General features: G+C 40.8%; 18 protein-coding genes. 1 reads left to right on the top strand and 17 read right to left on the bottom strand.

Annotated features, from left to right (window positions below; translation table 11 throughout):
* Window positions 1-2,205, top strand: a complete 2,205-nt coding sequence (gene purL / locus HY960_01030; GenBank protein ID MBI5214317.1) for a phosphoribosylformylglycinamidine synthase subunit PurL — start codon at window positions 1-3, stop codon at window positions 2,203-2,205.
* 89 nt (window positions 2,206-2,294) lie between these two features.
* Here purL and HY960_01025 read toward each other — a convergent pair whose 3' ends face one another.
* The 17 genes from HY960_01025 to lnt form a co-directional block, all read right to left on the bottom strand.
* A complete protein-coding gene (locus HY960_01025; GenBank protein MBI5214316.1) occupies window positions 2,295-2,555 on the bottom strand; it encodes a hypothetical protein in 261 nt (86 codons plus the stop codon).
* Window positions 2,556-2,597: 42 nt separating this feature from the next.
* The gene (locus HY960_01020; GenBank protein ID MBI5214315.1) at window positions 2,598-3,293 is read right to left on the bottom strand and encodes an ABC transporter ATP-binding protein; all 696 of its coding nucleotides are present in this window, start codon (window positions 3,291-3,293) and stop codon (window positions 2,598-2,600) included.
* Window positions 3,290-4,522: an ABC transporter permease gene (locus HY960_01015; GenBank protein MBI5214314.1), complete on the bottom strand. Its 1,233-nt coding sequence runs from the start codon at window positions 4,520-4,522 to the stop codon at window positions 3,290-3,292. Before HY960_01015 ends, HY960_01020 begins: the two co-directional genes overlap by 4 nt.
* The gene (locus HY960_01010; GenBank protein ID MBI5214313.1) at window positions 4,522-5,730 is read right to left on the bottom strand and encodes an ABC transporter permease; all 1,209 of its coding nucleotides are present in this window, start codon (window positions 5,728-5,730) and stop codon (window positions 4,522-4,524) included. The genes HY960_01015 and HY960_01010 overlap by 1 nt, the downstream gene beginning before the upstream one ends.
* Window positions 5,731-5,742: 12 nt before the next feature.
* Window positions 5,743-6,850, bottom strand: a protein-coding gene (prfB, locus tag HY960_01005; protein ID MBI5214312.1) for a peptide chain release factor 2 whose coding sequence is annotated in 2 segments (ribosomal slippage) — window positions 5,743-6,780 and window positions 6,782-6,850 — 1,107 coding nt in all. Because the reading frame shifts where the segments join, the coding sequence is not laid out codon by codon here.
* Between the two features lie 437 nt (window positions 6,851-7,287).
* Window positions 7,288-7,617, bottom strand: a complete 330-nt coding sequence (locus HY960_01000) for a hypothetical protein (GenBank protein MBI5214311.1) — start codon at window positions 7,615-7,617, stop codon at window positions 7,288-7,290.
* 26 nt (window positions 7,618-7,643) lie between these two features.
* Window positions 7,644-8,459, bottom strand: coding sequence for a hypothetical protein (locus HY960_00995; GenBank protein MBI5214310.1), 816 nt, complete (start codon window positions 8,457-8,459; stop codon window positions 7,644-7,646).
* Window positions 8,460-8,477: 18 nt separating this feature from the next.
* Window positions 8,478-9,839 carry a DUF1446 domain-containing protein gene (locus HY960_00990; protein MBI5214309.1) on the bottom strand — a complete coding sequence of 454 codons (1,362 nt, stop codon included), beginning with the start codon at window positions 9,837-9,839 and terminating at the stop codon, window positions 8,478-8,480.
* Between the two features lie 152 nt (window positions 9,840-9,991).
* Complete coding sequence (locus tag HY960_00985; GenBank protein MBI5214308.1) at window positions 9,992-10,381, bottom strand: Zn-ribbon domain-containing OB-fold protein; 390 nt, start codon at window positions 10,379-10,381, stop codon at window positions 9,992-9,994.
* Complete coding sequence (locus HY960_00980) at window positions 10,378-11,529, bottom strand: thiolase domain-containing protein (GenBank protein ID MBI5214307.1); 1,152 nt, start codon at window positions 11,527-11,529, stop codon at window positions 10,378-10,380. Before HY960_00980 ends, HY960_00985 begins: the two co-directional genes overlap by 4 nt.
* Window positions 11,530-11,540: 11 nt before the next feature.
* Complete coding sequence (locus HY960_00975) at window positions 11,541-12,587, bottom strand: hydroxymethylglutaryl-CoA synthase (protein ID MBI5214306.1); 1,047 nt, start codon at window positions 12,585-12,587, stop codon at window positions 11,541-11,543.
* Between the two features lie 8 nt (window positions 12,588-12,595).
* Window positions 12,596-13,009, bottom strand: a complete 414-nt coding sequence (locus HY960_00970; GenBank protein MBI5214305.1) for a HEPN domain-containing protein — start codon at window positions 13,007-13,009, stop codon at window positions 12,596-12,598.
* The gene (locus HY960_00965) at window positions 13,009-13,359 is read right to left on the bottom strand and encodes a nucleotidyltransferase domain-containing protein (GenBank protein MBI5214304.1); all 351 of its coding nucleotides are present in this window, start codon (window positions 13,357-13,359) and stop codon (window positions 13,009-13,011) included. Before HY960_00965 ends, HY960_00970 begins: the two co-directional genes overlap by 1 nt.
* Window positions 13,356-15,122: an aspartate--tRNA ligase gene (aspS, locus tag HY960_00960; GenBank protein MBI5214303.1), complete on the bottom strand. Its 1,767-nt coding sequence runs from the start codon at window positions 15,120-15,122 to the stop codon at window positions 13,356-13,358. Before aspS ends, HY960_00965 begins: the two co-directional genes overlap by 4 nt.
* Window positions 15,123-15,267: 145 nt before the next feature.
* Complete coding sequence (locus HY960_00955; protein ID MBI5214302.1) at window positions 15,268-15,699, bottom strand: acyl-CoA thioesterase; 432 nt, start codon at window positions 15,697-15,699, stop codon at window positions 15,268-15,270.
* Complete coding sequence (gene ltaE, locus HY960_00950) at window positions 15,696-16,727, bottom strand: low-specificity L-threonine aldolase (protein ID MBI5214301.1); 1,032 nt, start codon at window positions 16,725-16,727, stop codon at window positions 15,696-15,698. Before ltaE ends, HY960_00955 begins: the two co-directional genes overlap by 4 nt.
* Window positions 16,714-18,303, bottom strand: coding sequence for an apolipoprotein N-acyltransferase (gene lnt / locus HY960_00945; GenBank protein ID MBI5214300.1), 1,590 nt, complete (start codon window positions 18,301-18,303; stop codon window positions 16,714-16,716). Before lnt ends, ltaE begins: the two co-directional genes overlap by 14 nt.
* Between the last annotated feature and the right edge of the window lie 4 nt (window positions 18,304-18,307).

The following is an 18,307-nucleotide window of genomic DNA, read 5'->3' as shown; positions in this document are numbered from 1 at the left end:
ATGAAAGACACAAATCAGAATTTACGAGACGTTGCCATTGAATTTGGTTTGACAAATGATGAGTATAATAAAATTATTGAACTCATCGGTCGTGAACCGAATTACACAGAACTTGGAATGTACAGCGTAATGTGGAGTGAGCATTGCAGTTACAAGAACTCGATTGCAGAATTAAAGAAACTGCCACGAAAGGGAAAGCGACTTCTTGTTGAGGCAGGGGAAGAAAATGCCGGTTTGGTTGATATTGGAGATGGATTGGCAATTGCGTTTAAAATCGAGAGCCACAATCATCCATCTGCAGTGGAACCGTATCAAGGGGCGGCTACCGGTGTTGGTGGAATCATGCGTGATATTTTCACCATGGGTGCAAGACCCATTGCCGCGTTAGATTCTTTACGATTCGGAAATCCCGAAATTGCACGCACTCAATATTTGATGAAAGGAATCGTCAAAGGTATTGGTGATTATGGAAATAGCTTCGGCGTTCCAACTATTGCGGGAGATATTTTCTTTGATGAATGTTACAACGAGAACCCACTTGTTAATGCAATGGCTGTTGGTATCGTCAAGCACGATGAAATAGCAAAGGCGGTTGCAAAGGGCGAAGGGAATATTGTGATGATAGTAGGTTCTGCTACCGGCAGGGACGGTATTCATGGTGCAACTTTCGCTTCTGAAGAATTATCTGATGAATCAGAGCATAAACGTCCGAATGTGCAGGTAGGTGACCCATTTACAGAAAAACTTTTACTCGAAGCCACACTTGAAGTTATCAAACACGGCTATGTCGTTGGAATTCAGGATATGGGTGCGGCAGGAATTACCTGCTCGGTTTCAGAGATGAGTGCACGAGGTAACTCAGGAATGGTAATCAACTTAGATGAAGTTCCATTGCGCGAAAAGAATATGACTGCGTACGAAATTCTTCTTTCTGAATCTCAGGAGCGAATGTTGCTTGTCGCTAAACCTGAACATCAAACACAAATTGAAACTATTTTCTCCAAATGGGACTTACATTGTAAAGTTATAGGAAAAGTTGTAGCACAAGACAGAATCAAAATGTGGAAGGATGGAAGTCTTGTTGTTGACATTCCTGCGCAAGGACTTGTGCTTGGCGGCGGTGCGCCCGTTTACATTCGTGAATCAAGAGAACCTGAGTACATCAAACAGACACGAATGTTCAACCAAAACACTATTTCTGAACCGGATGACTATAATGAATGTCTGTTGAAATTGTTGAGTTCTCCAAACATTCGTTCTAAACGTTGGGCAACGGAGCAGTACGATTCAATGGTGAGAACGAATACAATACAAATTGAAGGTATAACCGACGCGGCTGTAATTCGAATCAAAGGAACAAACAAAGCAATCGCTGTAAAGACTGACTGCAATCCTCGGTATGTTTATCTAAATCCTTATGAAGGCGCAAAGATTGCTGTAGCAGAGGCGGCAAGAAATGTGGTCTGTGTTGGCGCGAAACCAATTGCGATTACGAATTGCCTGAATTTTGGAAATCCATACGACCCGGAAGTTTATTGGCAGTTCAGAGAGTCAATCAGAGGTATAAAAGAAGCCTGTGAAGCACTCGAAACTCCTGTTACCGGTGGTAATGTCAGTTTTTATAATGAACACAACGGTTCACCGATTTTTCCGACTCCGGTTATCGGTATGTTAGGTGAAATTTCGGATGTACGGAATATAATTCCGAATTCATTTGTAGAAGATGGCGATGTAATTGTACTTGTAGGAACGACAATTGGCCATATCGGCGGGTCAGAATATCTTGCACACATCCACAATCAAATCACCGGTGATTCACCCACTATTAACTTACATGAGGAATTGCAATTGCAATCGTGCTTGCTTGAATTGATTCATAAAAAGTTGATACGTTCCTGTCATGATGTCAGTGATGGTGGTTTAGGTATAACATTAGCAGAAATGTGTATGAATCATCAGGACTTAGGTGCTGTAATTAATTATAACTCAGAGATACGAAATGATTTATACTTGTTTACTGAGGACCAATCACGAGTAGTCATTTCTTGTAAGAAAGGAATGTTGGAAGAAATAAAGACAATCTTCGAAACACACAGAATAAATTATTCCGAAATAGGTCAGGTCAAAAAGGGAGGAACACTTTCGATAAACAATATCATCGAAGTATCAAATAATCAATTGTTACAATCTTACGGATTGCATTGAATTAACTTTACATAATCTTTATTATCCTACACAAACGAGTTTCTTTTTACCATGTTTAGATTCGATTGTGTTGGAGTTTTAAATATGAGTTAGGATTGTGTGGTTGCTACGTCCTGCTTCTCTTTCACTTTGTACAGGATTCCGAATGGAATAATCACACAATAACCAAGTACAAGTAAAATAGGAGCAACGACTAACGGCATAAATCCTTCCACGCCGTTCGATGCAAGAGCAAAATATCCAACGATGATGACGATTAACCCAATCGCCAGGATAATGTAATTTTGCTTCTCTAATGGGAAGATAATTGATTTACTGCTTTTTATTTTCTTTTGTTCTGCTTTTGCCATAATATTTTCTTTCGGTTTAATTTAGAAAAATTCGTCGTTAGTTCAAAGTAATTGTAGTTGACCATCAAACATTTTGTAGGTTTTCTTACAGTCTTTCGATAATTGCTCATTGTGTGTCACTACAATTACTGTCATGCCTTGTTCCTGATTCAATCGCTTCAGGATATCATAAATCAACAAACTACTAACTGAATCAAGATTACCGGTTGGTTCATCGGCAAGGATGACAAGCGGAGTATTTGCAATCGCCCGACCGATAGCAACCCGTTGTTGTTCACCGCCGGATAATTCATTCGGTTTATGATTCGTGCGACTACTAAGTTCGAGTTGCTTCAAAATTTCATTTGCATTGTTCTTTGCAACTGAAGTTTTTTCTCCGGCTACAAGCATCGGGAGCATTACATTTTCTATTGCTGTAAATTCGTTCAACAAATGGTGAAATTGAAATACAAATCCTATAAACTTTCCGCGCCTTGTTGTCAATTCATCTTTTTTCAGCGTACTGAGTTCAGTTTCTTGCCAAAACACTTTTCCATTTGTTGGAGTGTCAATTCCACCAAGGATGTGCAACAACGTGCTTTTCCCTGAGCCGGAAGCGCCAACGATTGCAGTCATTTCACCCTGTTCAATGGTCAAATTGATACCCTTGAGGACATGCAATCCTCCCTCCTTTCCCTCTATCGAGGAAAAAGATTTGTGCAAATCTTCGCATCGTAACAATGGATGATGTGAATTCATTCCCATCTGATACATTCCGACGGTTGATATTCAGTTATTTTGTTACTTGGATAATAGGCAGAGAGCAAACTCAGCCCTAACGAGACTACTGCGACAGAGAGAAAATCAATCGCGTGAATCTCGACAGGTATTGCCGGGATGATATACACACTCGTATCTAATGCAAATAATTGATAGTTCACTTGGAGATATAATACAAAAATTCCCAAAAGAATTCCTAATGTTGTGCCGATAATGCCAACTAATAAACCCTCATAGATAAACGCTTTCTTAATTCTCCTTGAAGTCATTCCAAGTGTTTGCAGAATTCCAATGTCACGTTTCTTCTCGACGATGCTCATCGCCAACGAACCCATGAGATTAAATGAAGCCACAACTATTATTAAAGACAGGATGATGTAACCAGCCCATCGTTCCAACATCATAACAAAATACAAATCCAGATGAAGGTCCTGCCAGGTAGAGATTTGAATATCACTCGGGAGTTTCTTTGATAACTCATTCTTCACAAATTCTGCATCTTCAAAGTTTGTAAGCCGTGCTTCCAATGCATGTATTTGTCCACCAACATTAAACAGACTTTGTGCCCATGGCAATGAAACGTACGCATAATTTGCATCATACTCTTTATTGTTCGAGAGAAAGATACCGGTAATGCGAAATGACTTGAATTCAGGAGTTGCTATTGTTTGAAACATCGCTTCAAAATCACCGGGACTGACTACCGTTACTTCTTCACCGACCATACATCCGAGTTGTTCTGCTAACGTTAGACCAATTACCATCCCTCCTACTTCGGATGAAGGATTAAATTTCAGTTCACCTGCAATAATGCTTGAGTTCAAACCGGAAACTGTTGAAACCTTTTGCTCATCAACACCACGAACAATGACAACAACATTCCGGTTCTTTGTTATAATCATTGCCTTTCCGGAGAGAACAGGAGCGCTTGCGATTACCTGAGGAAGCGAATGAACTGCCCGTTCAATGTTTGAATACTGAGTTGAATCAAATCCGCCTGATTTTTCGATTCTTACATGCGGGTCGAACCCGACTAACACCTTTGTAACTATTCCGCTGAAACCGTTAAAGACTGACAAGACAATCAGTAACGCCGCAACACCGATAGTTATTCCTCCTATCGAAATAATAGTAATGATGTTCACAAATCTGACTGAGCGTTTTGCAAACAAGTATCTCGATGCTAAGAATAATTCGACAGGTTGCATCAGAAACGAATTGCAGAAATAGTATTAATTCTTGATGCCGCTCGTGATGGAAGCAATGTTGTTATCATTGCCAACACTAACGCAACACCGGAGACAAGAAGAAAATTTTGAACCTTGAATTCAATCGGAACTGTCGTCATAAAATAAATATCTGACGGCAAGGAAATAACGCGGAACTCCTGCTGAAGGAAACAAATTGCCGCTCCAAGGATATTCCCAAGTCCTATTCCAATCAACGAAATGAAAATTCCCTGATAGAAAAAGATTCGTTGTAAATGTGTGCGTGTTGCTCCCAACGTTGAAAGAATCCCAATCGCCTTTATCTTTTCAAGAACAAACATCAGTAACATTCCTAAGATATTCACGGTTGCAACAACGATGATGAGAACGAGAAGAATGGGCGAGAGTTTCTTTTGCAAATCAATCCACGAGAACAAATTCCGATACAACCGAAACATCGTTGTGACATGATAAGGAAAGCCGAGCGAGACGGACAATTGTTTTGAAAGCGATTCAACGCTTGAAATATCACGAACCGAAACTTCATAGCCGCTGATTGCCCCGGTCATACTGAATAATTGTTGTGCGGCAGAAATTCCGGTGAAGGCATAAATATCATCGTACTCCGACATGCCCGATTCATACATCCCGCAGACAATAAATTGTTTTGCTTTAGGTTGCATCTGTTGAAGTTCACCTGAGATGCCGAACACTATCACGCTCTCCCCTACGCGAACGTTCAATTTTCTTGCAAGTTTTTTTCCAATGATGATTTGATTAGCGGTCGGCGATGCCTGTAGTTGTTCCCCTTCAATCAAATAGTTAGATAATGCCGGATGGACATTCTGAAGGTCAATCCCCTTCAAATAAATTCCTTCAACAGAATGTTTTGAACGAATCATCCCCTCCTTTGCAACATAAGGATTTACAGAAAGTATTTCAGGATGTTCATCGCGAAGTTTTTTCGGGAGCGATTCAACTTCAGGCAGTGACTTCCCCTGAAATCCTGTCACTTGTATATGAGTGACAAACGCAATCACTTTATCTTTGATTTCTTTTTCGAAACCGGAGAGTATTGAGAGCGTAATAATCAGCGCGGCAGTTCCAAGCGTAATTCCAAGTATGGAAACTACCGTTATGAACGAAAGTGTTCCTCCTTTTCCTTGAGATTGGAGGAACCGCTTTGCTATGAACCATTCAACTGACAAACAGTTGCTCCGTTAGTTTTTCTTTGTTGTGAATTCGAGGAGATATGCCTTGATGAAATTATCAATATCGCCATCCATAACCGCCTGTGTGTTGCTTGTCTCCACATCGGTGCGATGGTCTTTCACCAAATTATAGGGATGAAACACGTACGAACGAATCTGACTTCCCCATTCGATTTTCTTTTTCGTACTTTCAATGGCTGATAATCTCGCTTCTTCTTCTTCTTTTCTCAATTGATAAAGCCGGGACTTCAACATTTTGAGTGCGCGTTCTTTGTTTTGAAATTGAGAACGCTCCTGCTGACACGCTACCACAACTCCTGAAGGAATGTGCCTGATGCGCACTGCCGTTTCAACTTTGTTGACGTTCTGTCCTCCCTTTCCACCAGCACGGTACGTATCGAATTCCAAATCCGCCGGGTTGATTTCAATTTCAACATCGTCTTCAATTTCGGGATAGACAAACACGGATGAGAAGGAAGTATGTCTTCGGGCGTTCGCATCGAAAGGAGAAATTCTGACGAGCCGATGCACACCGTTTTCCGCCTTCAAATATCCGAAAGCAAACTTCCCCTGAATTTCAATTGTGGCGCTTTTAATACCCGCGCCATCGCCTTGTAATTCATCGAGCAAAAATACTTTATACTTTTTCTGTTCTGCCCAACGAGTGTACATGCGAAGAAGCATCTCAGCCCAATCCTGCGCCTCGGTCCCTCCCGCCCCTGAGTGGATGGTGAGAATACAACTCTTCTCATCATCATCGCCGCTCAACATATTCCGAAACTCTAAGTCGGCAACAACAGTTTTAATCTCTGTAATTTCTTTGACAAGTTCGTTCGCGAAACTTTCATCCCCCGATTCGACCGCCAACTCAAGCATCGCTTGCCCATCATGGAATTTCCGCTCAACACTTCTGTACGCCTCAGTCCACTCCTTCCTTTTGGTAATTTCCTGCATCACTTTTTGAGCAGAAATATTATCGTTCCAAAAATTCTCCGCGTGTGTTTGCGCTTCTAACGCGGCGATTTGTGATTCTCTTGCATCAACGTCAAAGATACCTCCGGAGTTGTGAAAGTTTTTCGTTGAGTTCTGTTAATTGTTCTTTAAGTTCTTCAAACATAATTTCCTGATATAAGTAATAAGTAAAACTGTGTATGGTGTTTCATGAACATGTTATGATTCCATGCCCGATACAAACGCTTCCTTGTGCCTTACAAATGCAAGGTTGCTATAATAGTTTGCGAAGATGCACATTTCGGAGGCTTGGTTGCAACCTTCTTTTGCGAAGTTGTTAGTTACAAATGCTTGGATGCGCAATGCGAATACAAAGATGCGCACTGCGGAAGCTTACCTGCAACAATCTTTTGCGAAGATGCAACATGCGGATGGAAGTATGCAAAAAGTTTTTGCCTGAAAGTGCTTTGTGGAAGCATTCAAATAATGAAAATATGCGAGTACATTGAATATAGAAGCATGGTTGCGATGGTTTATAGCGAGAGCGTTCGACGAAATATTGCTAATTGTCGGCTTCAAGCCCTGAGTTGTATATTCCTAAAACTATATGTCAATCGTTTCTTCAATTTCGATTTCCATTCTGAGCATTGCACTGCTGAGGGTTTTTCCTTGCGCATCGTTTTTCAATGAAACCGTCCCCCCTCCGCCAAGCGAATTGTGAAGGAGAAAATTCAAGGCATTCAGATTCGGTAGTTCAAATCGTTCTACTTTTCCTAAGCAAATGCCTTCGAAATGTTCCTTCACTCGTTCCGCAGTTACATACTTTTGCAGAATTGGATAATACTCAGGTTTCAGCGCGATGATGCCGACATTTCCTGTGTCGCCCTTATCGCCGGAGCGGGCGTGACAGATTTTTGAGAGTTGGAGTTTCATAAATTTGATCTAATGTCTTGGTGTAATTATTCTTGGACAGTATCCTGTTTTACGATTTGCCATTGACCATTAATCAATTCTTTCCGTATCTCAACAGTCGCTTTACCGTCATCAGTAGATTCTGAACTTTCTTTTGCGGAAAGTTCATACATTGTACCATTCCATTGATATTCGGAATGACTATATTTATTCAAACCCACTCTTCCACCAGTTGTTATTTGTTCGTTCTCAGTATCGATGTAAATATCCTGTCGACCAAACATTGCAGTCAGGCTAGAATCCAAATAGAAGCGTTGTTGTTTAGAATCGTAAGTTACAAACCAATTATTACCAACATTGCCAGCAGTATTTTCCGTAAAAGAAATAATGATATCTTTATAACCATCGTAATTCACATCAATAACTTGCATACTTTGTTCAAACATAGATAAGGCGCCCGTGGAAACTTCGATTGAATCGATTTGAATTTTATACACATTTGACAACGATTCTACTTTAGAATATAGAATTATTAAAGAACAATAATCAAAAATACTGTGCTTACTGTCGAGCGTATTGGTGATTGTATGAATATAGTACTGAAGAGAATCATCGGCTATCGCTTCTCTCCTTAAATCATTTATATTCCGTGATTTTACCATGGTATCACTATTTGCATAATGGAGTGAGAGGGAATCATCCTTTGTAAGAGATAAACATTTTTCTGGAGAAAGTGTGTCCAGTATGCTTGAATTTGACAAGGTTTGTTTTTGTGAAAGCCGATTATCCCTTTTTGAACGTTGACAAGACAAAAGAAGAACAAATAGACATAATGTCGTATGTAAAAGAAATCGCGTTTTCATTTTAAAAAAAAATCTAAATTATACCTCTGTTACAATCACTTCTGGCTGCACGGCACTTTTTGGAATTAACGAGGGCCAATACGCAATTACTTCACCCGGCTTTGGTCTTCCACCTGCAAATCCTGTAACGGATGGTGGTCCTGTCAAAATCAATGGCGCTAATTCTTTGCCGAATGATTCGACTGCTTTGTGGTCATGCCCGCGAACACCGACACGCAACACTACTTCATTGATAACATTTGGCATTTCCGCCAACGGACCGTGACACGAATTCAAACCGAGAAACTCCGTTCGTATTTCATCAAACTTCAAACCTAAATCTTGTAATCTTGTTCGAAGAATCTCGTCAGCTTTCTTTGCTTTCTCAAGAGCATCGGGCCATGCATACGTCAATGTTCCGATTGCAGTCCAACCATCGCTGTAGGACATAGAAACCTTGTATGAATCTGTTGCAGGTCTCCCTTTGACATTGAACATTCTCACCCGGTTTTCATCAACCTGTTCTAATTTGATAGTCGTAAAATCAGCAATACAATCCGGCGTAATGTAGTTGGATGGATTTCCAATCTCGTACATCAACTGTTCAGAAATTGTTTGAACAGAAACAAGTCCGCCTGTGTTTTCATGCTTTGTAAAAATCATATCACCATTCGGAAATGCTTCAGCAATCGGAAATCCGATGTGTGCAAGGTCGGGAATATCTTTCCAATTGTACATACAATTTCCGCCGCTTGCCTGTCCGCCGCATTCGAGGATATGTCCGGCAACGACTCCGGTTGCAAGTTTATCCCAATCATCCCACGACCAACCAAATTCATGAATCATCGGCGCGTACGTGAGCGCAGTGTCTGTCGTTCTTCCGGTGATAACAATATCCGCGCCCTGCTTCAATGCTTCAACAATCGGTCTTGCTCCAAAATAAACATTTGCGCTAAGAATCTTATGTCCAACACTGTCGAACTTCTCACCCGTTTCCATGTTATTCAAATAAATACCTTGTTGGGCAAGCGTATCAAACTTTCCTAAAAGGTCATCACCGGAAACAATTCCAATCTTCAGCCCCTTGATTCCCTTTTTATGCGCCCATTTAAGAATTGCATCACTGCATCCTTTAGGATTTACGCCACCACCGTTGGTAATAATCTTAATCTTCTTCTCCAAACAAATTGGAAGAATATGTTCAACAATGGTGACTAAATCTTTTGCATATCCATGCTCAGGATTACGATGCTTTTGTTTTTGCATGATGGACATCGTTACTTCTGCAAGGAAATCCATCATGAGATAATCAATTTGACCCTTCGATACTTGGTTGTACGGTGCTGACGGTAAATCACCCCAGAAACCTTGACCTGAGGCGATACGAATTTTATTTTTCAAAGCTAACTCGTTTTCTTCCAGTGCGTATTGTCTTAAGAACATTTTTTGTAGAAACTCCTAATTCGATTCCTTCAATATCTAATGGAGATGCCTTTGCACTTTCCGCAATCACTACAATAAGAACGGATGTATCAACAACTATTTGCATAATGTCAAACAGTTACCGCTTTATACCCATAACACAAAATTCCTGCTTTGCCATCTTCCTGGATACGACGGAAAACCAATCGAACCTTCTGACCTATTGTCAATTCTTCCGGTTCAACATCAGCAATCTGTGTAGTAATTCTGACTCCGTCATTCAGTTCAACGATGCCGACGGCAAACGGAGTTTCTTTAGAAAATTTATCAGAGGCAACCCGGATAACTGTGTACGTGATGAGTTTACCTTCATCATGTAGTTTAATGGTTTCAAACTTTCTCGCTTTACATTCAGGGCAAATGAGACGAGGCGGGAAACTGATATTTCCACACGACGAACATTTTGCCGCTTCAAGACGATAACGTTGCGGAACTTCTCGATGGTATCTTGCCGTAATCATTTTGACTCCAAAATATGTATAACACAACTTGCACCACTACCACCCATGTTTTGTGCCATTCCAACATGAGCATCTTTCACTTGCCGACTTCCTGCATTCTGATTGAGCTGTTCATACAATTCAATAATTTGTGCAATGCCTGTCGCACCAACAGGATGTCCTTTCGATTTCAATCCACCGCTTGTATTCACAGGGATTCGATTACATTCGATTGATGTCCAGCCATTGAGTGCCGCTTCACCACCTTTTCCTTTTTCAAAGAAGCCAAGGTCTTCAGTTACAGCAATCTCAGCGATGGTAAAGCAGTCATGAACTTCAACCAAGTTAATATCGCTCGGCTTTTTGTTTGACATTTGATACGCTTTCTTAGCCGCATTCACAACTGAACCAAGTGTAGTGATTTCCTTCCTGCTGTGAAGAGCTATCGTATCTGATGCTTGTGAAGATGCAATCACTCGAATCGGATTCTTTCCGAGTTTTTTTGCAACTTCCATTGTGGTAACGATTACAGCCGCAGCGCCATCACTCACGGGTGAACAATCTAACAAACGAAGAGGGTCGGAAACCATAGTCGCTTTCATTACTTGTTCCATCGTTACTTCCGAACGAAATTGAGCATTGGGATTCTTTGCTCCGTTGCGATGATTTTTTACTGCAACTGCGGCGAGCTGTTCGCGTGTCGTTCCGTACTTTTGCATGTGCGCTTTTGCAATCATCGCATATAAACCGGGAAACGTTACACCTTGAAAAACTTCATATTCCTGATCTGCGGCGGTTGCGAGTACTTCAGTAACATCTGCACCATCAGTCATTTTCTCAACTCCACCTGCAAGTACAATATCGCTCATGCCGGATGCGACTTCAAGAAAAGCTTGACGGAAAGAAACACCTCCTGAAGCACAAGCTGATTCTACGTGCGTGGAAGGTATTGGATTCACTCCGAGATAATCCGCCATTACAGCGCCAAGATGTTCTTGTCCAACAAACAAACCGGATGACATCGCGCCGACATACATCGAATCAATGTGGTCAACGCCGGAATTTTCAATTGCTTTGAGAGCGGCTTCAACAAATATATCTTTGATAGATTTGTCCCAAAGTTCACCGAACCTTGTCATGCCTGCTCCAATTACTACAACGTCTCTCATCTTCGTTCTCCTTATTCGTTTAACTTAATTTTACGACGGAACTTTGCATACTCTCCATAGTTCAGATGGATTTTATTTTTGTCCAACATATCCCGAAACTTTGGCGCACGGTCTTGTACTTTTGGAAGTTCATCGGTTACACGATAAATGAAACCATCGCTTCCCGCGCCCGAACCAAATGAAACCATGAAAATCATATCATTCGGTTTTGCAACATCGAGAACTGCAGCAAGTCCTGTTGGAGATGAACCTGAATACGTATTTCCCATCAAAGGAACAATCCAACCTACTTCTAGTTGTTTCTTCGTGAAACCAAGTCGTTTGCCTACTTCTTGTGGAAACTTTCCGTTCGGCATGTGAAAGATTGCATACTGAAAATCCTCCGGCTTCATTTTTGATTTCTCAAGCAAAGCATTTGCCGCGCCCATAATATGTTTGAAGTATGCCGGATCTCCCGTGAATCTTCCACCATGACGAGGATACGATTCACCTTCACGTCTCCAAAAGTCCGGAGTGTCTGAAGTATAACTATTAGTAAATAATATTTCCGCGACAACCTTCTCTGTTCCCATAATAAATGCCGCTCCGCCTGCGGATGCAGAATATTCAAGTGCATCACCCGGCGCACCTTGAGAAGTATCAGCGCCAATTCCAAGTGCATATTTCATTTCACCCGATTTTACATGACTATATGCAACGTACATGGCTTCACTTCCCGCTTTGCAAGCAAATTCGAAACTTGAAACATGAACATGAGGTCCGATTCCGAGCGCATCAATTAAAATTGTTCCGCTTGGTTTGACCGCATACGGATGAGATTCAGAGCCAATATACACAGCACCGATTTCCTGCGGGTCAATCTGTGCACGTTTGAGAGCATTTTTCGCGGCGGCAACGGAAATTGTAATTGTATCTTCGTCCTGACCGGGAACTGTTTTCTCAATCAATTGCAGTCCGCGCTGTATTGCTTCCGCGTCCGCTCCCCACTGATGTGCTATTGTTTCTGCTTTGATGCGATACCGGGGTACATACGCACCGTAACCAACTATTCCGATCATAAGATTTCCTATATTTTGTTATTGTCTGTTATAAGTTGAAGAAAAACTTTTTCAGAAAGTTTTATAAATCGCTCTGCGTTATTAATTTCCACTTCAGCAGTTTGCCGACTGAACTCTACGAAATCACCATAATCAGCATCTTCTCGAAATACTTTCAATGTTTTGATAATTTTGTTGAATTCTTTTGGAAATATTTTCGTACGGATAAAAAATTCATTGAATAAAATTATTACGCCTTCGTGTCGCTTGCTATCTTTATGGTGTAACGCGAGCAATGCACGCATCGCGGTTAAGACAGCATAATATGCTTTCCCTATTGCATCCCCATAATTTCCAAGTTGAAAGTGCTGTCTTGCTATCCGTAGATTGTCGCTTGCCTTCTCAAGCCGATATTTTGCTAAATCTTTATGATGATTTTCCATTACAAAGCTATGCCTTCTTTGTAAACATCTTCAAAGAAAAACGAATGCATTTCAAGGTTCCTCTGCTCTTCGTATTCACTGTAAGCAACTGGAGAAATCAAAACATCAAACTCATCAAAGATGTCTGCTGTTACCTGTCCTATTTTACTTATAATTTGTACGGTACTCTTTTTCGTTACTATGAAAACATCAATATCAGAATCTACGTGAAAATCTCCACGTGCTTTTGAACCAAAGAGTAAAATCCTTAGTAATCGTTTTCCGAGAGATTTTTTTATTCTCTTTGAAAACTCCTTAATCGCCTTTCTTTCTTTAGGTTCAAGATTTATTTCAGCAATTTTCTTCTTCATACAACTCTAATATGCAATTCTTTCAATTGTCTTTCATCTACATCTGACGGTGCATCATCCATCAGTGACATTGCGCTTGTTGTTTTCGGGAACGCAATGACATCGCGAATGGATTTTTCACCATTCAGCAACATGCAAATTCTATCAAACCCGAACGCGATTCCACCATGTGGCGGCGCGCCGTAACGAAAGGCATCAAGCATGAATCCGAACTTTTGTTTTGCTTCTTCCTCTCCTATACCAAGAAGTGAAAATACTTTGCTTTGCAATGTCCTATCATGAATACGAATGCTCCCGCCTGCAATTTCGCTACCGTTCAAAACTAAATCATACGCACGGGCGCGGGCTTTTGAAGGGTCAGAATCAAGTAACTCTGCGTCTTCAAACTTGGGCGAGGTGAATGGATGATGAACTGCAACATATCGCTTTTCTGTCTCATCATACTCAAACATCGGGAAATCTGTTACCCAGAGCAAATTGTTCTTGCTTTCGTCAATGAGATTGAGACGACGAGCCATTTCCAATCGTAAACTCCCCAAAATATTGTACGCTTTCGACCAAGAATCAGAAATAAGAAAAATCATATCTCCGACGTTTGCTTGCATCTTTTCTTTAATCGCATTGATAGTTTCTTTACCAAGGAACTTCTCGCTCGGAGTTTCGACACCATTTTCAGTTACACGCATCCAAACTAAACCACCCGCACCATTGCTCTTTACAAAATCAGTCAATACATCAAGTTGATTACGTGTGTAGGTTGCACAACCGGGTGCTGTAAATCCCGAAACAACTCCCCCCTTTTTTATTGTTTCACTAAATACCTTAAACTCTGTTGTAGCAACAATATCGTTGATACAAGTAAAAGTCAATCCGAAACGTGTATCAGGTTTATCTGAACCATAAAGTTCCATCGCCTGCTTATAGGATATACGGGGAAACGGTAATTGGATATCGATGCCATTCAGTTCTTTGAAGAACCGTTGCATCAATCCCTCAACTATCCCGTAGATTATTTCCTCATCAACGAATGACATTTCTACGTCAATCTGAGTGAACTCCGGCTGACGGTCTGCTCGTAAGTCCTCGTCCCTGAAACATTTGACAATCTGAAAATATCTGTCCATTCCTGCAACCATCAGGATTTGTTTGTAGGTCTGTGGAGACTGAGGCAGTGCATAAAATCTCCCCCGATGAATGCGGCTTGGCACCAAATAATCCCTTGCTCCCTCCGGAGTACTCTTCATAAGAATCGGAGTTTCTACTTCAACAAAATTCTGAGCATCGAAATAGTTTCTCGTGATGAGATACATCTTATGACGTGTTATTAAGTTCTTCTGCATAGCAGGACGACGTAGGTCGAGATAACGATACTTCAGACGTACTTCTTCGTTCACTTGCAATTGGTCTTCAATCGGGAACGGCGTTGTATCTGCTTTGTTCAGTATTTCCAGTTTCGTCGCCATAATATCAATCTCACCCGTCGGCAACGAGAGATTATCTGTTCCTTCAGGGCGATGCTCGACAGTACCGGTGACAGAAACAACAAACTCAGTTCGTAGCGCACCAGCAAGTTCGTGAACCTGCGCATTGTTCTGAGGGTTAAACACGACCTGTGTTTTACCAAAGCGGTCACGCAAATCAACAAAAATAACACCGCCAAGGTCACGACGTGTATCAACCCAGCCGGTAAGTGTAACTGTTTTTCCAATATCGCCCACACGCAGTTCTCCGCAGGTGTGAGTACGCTTAGTAAAATTATTCAAATGATGCTCTGATAAATGATGATGAAAAGTAAAAAACGAAGTAGGTCAAATTAGAAACCTGACCTACAAATTGCGAAGAAATATAGGAAAATCGGGTATGACTGACAAACCGCTAAACAATAAAAAAGTATTATTTGAAGGTTGCTTACTCCTTGACTCCCTCATATTCAGCTATCTTGATTCTGAAATCGTCAGGTACACGAACCGGCATATCAGATTTTGAATCAAGCCAAACATGGACTGCAACATTCTCCGCAATCAATCGGTTAGAAATAGTTTCATATATCTTCCCTTCAAACACAAAACTTGTATTGCTAACATGGGAGATTTTTGTATAAACATCAAGTGCTTCATCGAAGCGGGCGGGTGAACGATAATCTATTTCATTACGGGCAACAACAATCTTTGAATTTCCCATAATGCTCTCCATTGAAACATGAATACCAAGATGTTTCAAGTATTCAATGCGTCCGATTTCAAAATATAAGAGGTAGTTGGCATTGTGGACAATGCCTTGCCAATCTACCTCGAAATTTCGTACGCGAACCTGAGACTTGAATCGGAAGTTGTCTCTCATCCGAAAAGCCGTTGAAGTACGTCTGCGGCTTCTTTCACTTCATCCATACTTACATCAAGATGGAAGACTGCACGTATGGAAGAATGTCTTTCCGGAGTCATCAATACACCTTGTTCTTTTAACATAGTAAGAACTTCTTGCTGAGATTTTTTTAGTTTTTGAATCTCAATAATTACCATGTTAGTTTGGACAGTATTTTTATCAATATGAAGCATTTGCACATCCTTCAAAGCATTTGCAAAGAAAGTTGCTTTCTCATGGTCTTCTTTTAAGCGTTCAATATTGTTATCTAACGCATAGAGAGCTGCCGCAGCAAGAATACCAGACTGTCGCATTCCACCACCGAAGAGTTTTCGGTACCTTCTTGCCCGGTCAATAAACTCACGTGAACTGATAATCATGGAGCCAACCGGTGCGCCAAGTCCTTTTGAGAAACAGACAGAAATCGAGTCAAAGTAATGAGCATATTCACGCGGTTGAATTTTTGTTGCAATGCAGGCATTCCATATTCTTGCTCCATCTAAGTGCATTCTTAGTTTGTAATCTTTCGCAAGTTGATGGATTTGTTGAATTTCATGGAAAGGATAAATTGTTCCACCGGTTCTGCCAAAAGTATTCTCCAGGCAAATGAGTTTCTGTATCGGTAGATAATAAGCTCTTGGTCTCATCATCTTTCGAAGTTGCTTTGAAGTCATCATTCCGTCCACGCCCATAACACTTCGCATTTGTACGCCGGAGAGAAATGCGGATGCGCCTGTTTCATAGACAAAAATATGTGAATCCTGATCCAACAATATTTCATCACCGGGTTGAGTGTGAACTTTAATGGAAACTTGATTTCCCATCACACCGCTTGGGACAAAGAGCGCAGCTTCTTTTCCGAACATTGATGCTACACGTTCCTGAAGTTTGTTGACCGTCGGGTCTTCACCAAAAACATCATCGCCCACTTCTGCTTTCATCATCGCCTCCAACATACCTTGAGAAGGTTTTGTAACTGTATCGCTTCGTAAATCAATATATTTCATTTTGTTTCTCTTGTTGAGTTCTAATTAATAAATAATATTTTTTGCCTAATGCTGAAACTATAAACATGCTTGCAAGTATTATGCAAAGCGTTGCAAACCAATCACCGTATCGAGTATAAAAAGTAAGTTCATGACGTAACTCGACTTCGCCAATAGTAATTTGCCTCGTGAATAGCTCAGACGGCTCTAATATATTACCAAATGGGTCAATTATGCAAGAAATACCTCCGGTTGCACAGCGAGCAAGCCAGCGTCTGTTTTCAATTGCTCGAAATACAGAATATTGCAAGTGTTGATAGGCTCCTGATGTTTTTCCCCACCAACTATCAATGGTAATGATTGTGAGGAACTGCGCTCCGTTCCGAACAAATTCGGTAACAAAGCCAGGGAAGATTGATTCAAAACAGATAAGAGTTGAAAACTTCGCGTTTGTGTTATTTTTTGTTTGAAATTGAAATACAGTATGCTCTTTTCCTCTTCCCCATCCTCCTAAACCTAAGTCCCACTGAAATGCATTGAGGAAATTCAATTCATCTGAAAATGGAACTCGCTCTGCAAACGGGACAAGCAATTTTTTGTGATACCTCTGAACCGTGTCTGAGTTGTACTCTAATAAAATGGCGCCATTAAAATTTTCATATCTCTTACCTTCTTGATTGTGTTTACTTGTGCTCGGTGCAGTTTTGTTATCTGAGTAGTACACAATATCCGGCACGCCTGTAACAAGATTGAGTTTTGCGGAGAGTAATTCCTCCTTGAGTTGCTCAAGGTAATACTGATTATTGCGATGTAAGAGATAAAAAGGAATAGCAGTTTCAGACCAAAGAACGAGGTCAATGTTCTTCCCCGCGAGAGTCCTTGTCATTTCACGATGAAGAAGAAACGGTTCAAACTTATCTGCCTTCCATTTTTCGAATGGGTCAATGTTTGGTTGAATGAGCGCAACCCGCACTTTCTCAGAATGATTACTTTTGTTTTGTTCTTGTAAAACAATAAATCCATGAACATATGGAACAAGGAAGATGATGAGAAGAGATAGGAATGAGAGGAGAGATTGCCTTGCAACAAGTTTCCACTCATGTTTTAGTATTTTTCTTATCAGGAAAAAGAGGCAAATGTTGATGCAGAGAATCCAAAAGGAAACTCCATAGACACCTGTGAAAGAAGCAAATTGAATTGCAGAAAGATTATATGTCTGAGTGTTACCAAGTGTAAGCCACGGGAGTGCAAGTTCGGTTTTTGCACGAAATAACTCTAACCCAATCCAGCAAAAAGGGAAAGATAGTACTGCAACATTAAAACTGAAGTAACGTCGGATAAACTGAAATGCGGCTATGGGAATTAAATAAAAAAAAGGATTGAGAAGAAGTAATCCTGCGCCGCCAAGCATTTGGTAAATGTCCCGTCCATGGGTAAAACCTCCTGCCCAGTATCCTACAATGATATGCCAGAGAAAAAAAGCAACGTAACTAAATCGAAAGGCATCAAGATAACTCTCCAATTTTTCCATAAGGAATAATAGAAGTGTAATACCGACGAATGCTGTAACACCGGTTTGAATTGGTGGAAATGACATACCC

Source organism: Ignavibacteriota bacterium (assembly GCA_016212665.1).
In the GTDB taxonomy this organism is placed as follows: Bacteria; Bacteroidota; Ignavibacteria; order UBA10030; family SZUA-254; genus FW602-bin19.
Note: the sequence above shows the minus strand (reverse complement) of the source record. Positions and strands in the feature narration are given on the sequence as shown.

Bases quoted from the DNA above. Each gene is read 5' to 3' on its own strand.
- purL (MBI5214317.1), top strand. From the start codon at position 1: ATGAAAGACACAAATCAGAATTTACGAGACGTTGCCATTGAATTTGGT.
- HY960_01025 (MBI5214316.1), bottom strand. From the start codon at position 2,555: ATGGCAAAAGCAGAACAAAAGAAAATAAAAAGCAGTAAATCAATTATC.
- HY960_01020 (MBI5214315.1), bottom strand. From the start codon at position 3,293: ATGAATTCACATCATCCATTGTTACGATGCGAAGATTTGCACAAATCT.
- HY960_01015 (MBI5214314.1), bottom strand. From the start codon at position 4,522: ATGCAACCTGTCGAATTATTCTTAGCATCGAGATACTTGTTTGCAAAA.
- HY960_01000 (MBI5214311.1), bottom strand. From the start codon at position 7,617: ATGAAACTCCAACTCTCAAAAATCTGTCACGCCCGCTCCGGCGATAAG.
- HY960_00995 (MBI5214310.1), bottom strand. From the start codon at position 8,459: ATGAAAACGCGATTTCTTTTACATACGACATTATGTCTATTTGTTCTT.
- HY960_00985 (MBI5214308.1), bottom strand. From the start codon at position 10,381: ATGATTACGGCAAGATACCATCGAGAAGTTCCGCAACGTTATCGTCTT.
- HY960_00980 (MBI5214307.1), bottom strand. From the start codon at position 11,529: ATGAGAGACGTTGTAGTAATTGGAGCAGGCATGACAAGGTTCGGTGAA.
- HY960_00975 (MBI5214306.1), bottom strand. From the start codon at position 12,587: ATGATCGGAATAGTTGGTTACGGTGCGTATGTACCCCGGTATCGCATC.
- HY960_00970 (MBI5214305.1), bottom strand. From the start codon at position 13,009: ATGGAAAATCATCATAAAGATTTAGCAAAATATCGGCTTGAGAAGGCA.
- HY960_00965 (MBI5214304.1), bottom strand. From the start codon at position 13,359: ATGAAGAAGAAAATTGCTGAAATAAATCTTGAACCTAAAGAAAGAAAG.
- HY960_00955 (MBI5214302.1), bottom strand. From the start codon at position 15,699: ATGAGAGACAACTTCCGATTCAAGTCTCAGGTTCGCGTACGAAATTTC.
- ltaE (MBI5214301.1), bottom strand. From the start codon at position 16,727: ATGAAATATATTGATTTACGAAGCGATACAGTTACAAAACCTTCTCAA.
- lnt (MBI5214300.1), bottom strand. From the start codon at position 18,303: ATGTCATTTCCACCAATTCAAACCGGTGTTACAGCATTCGTCGGTATT.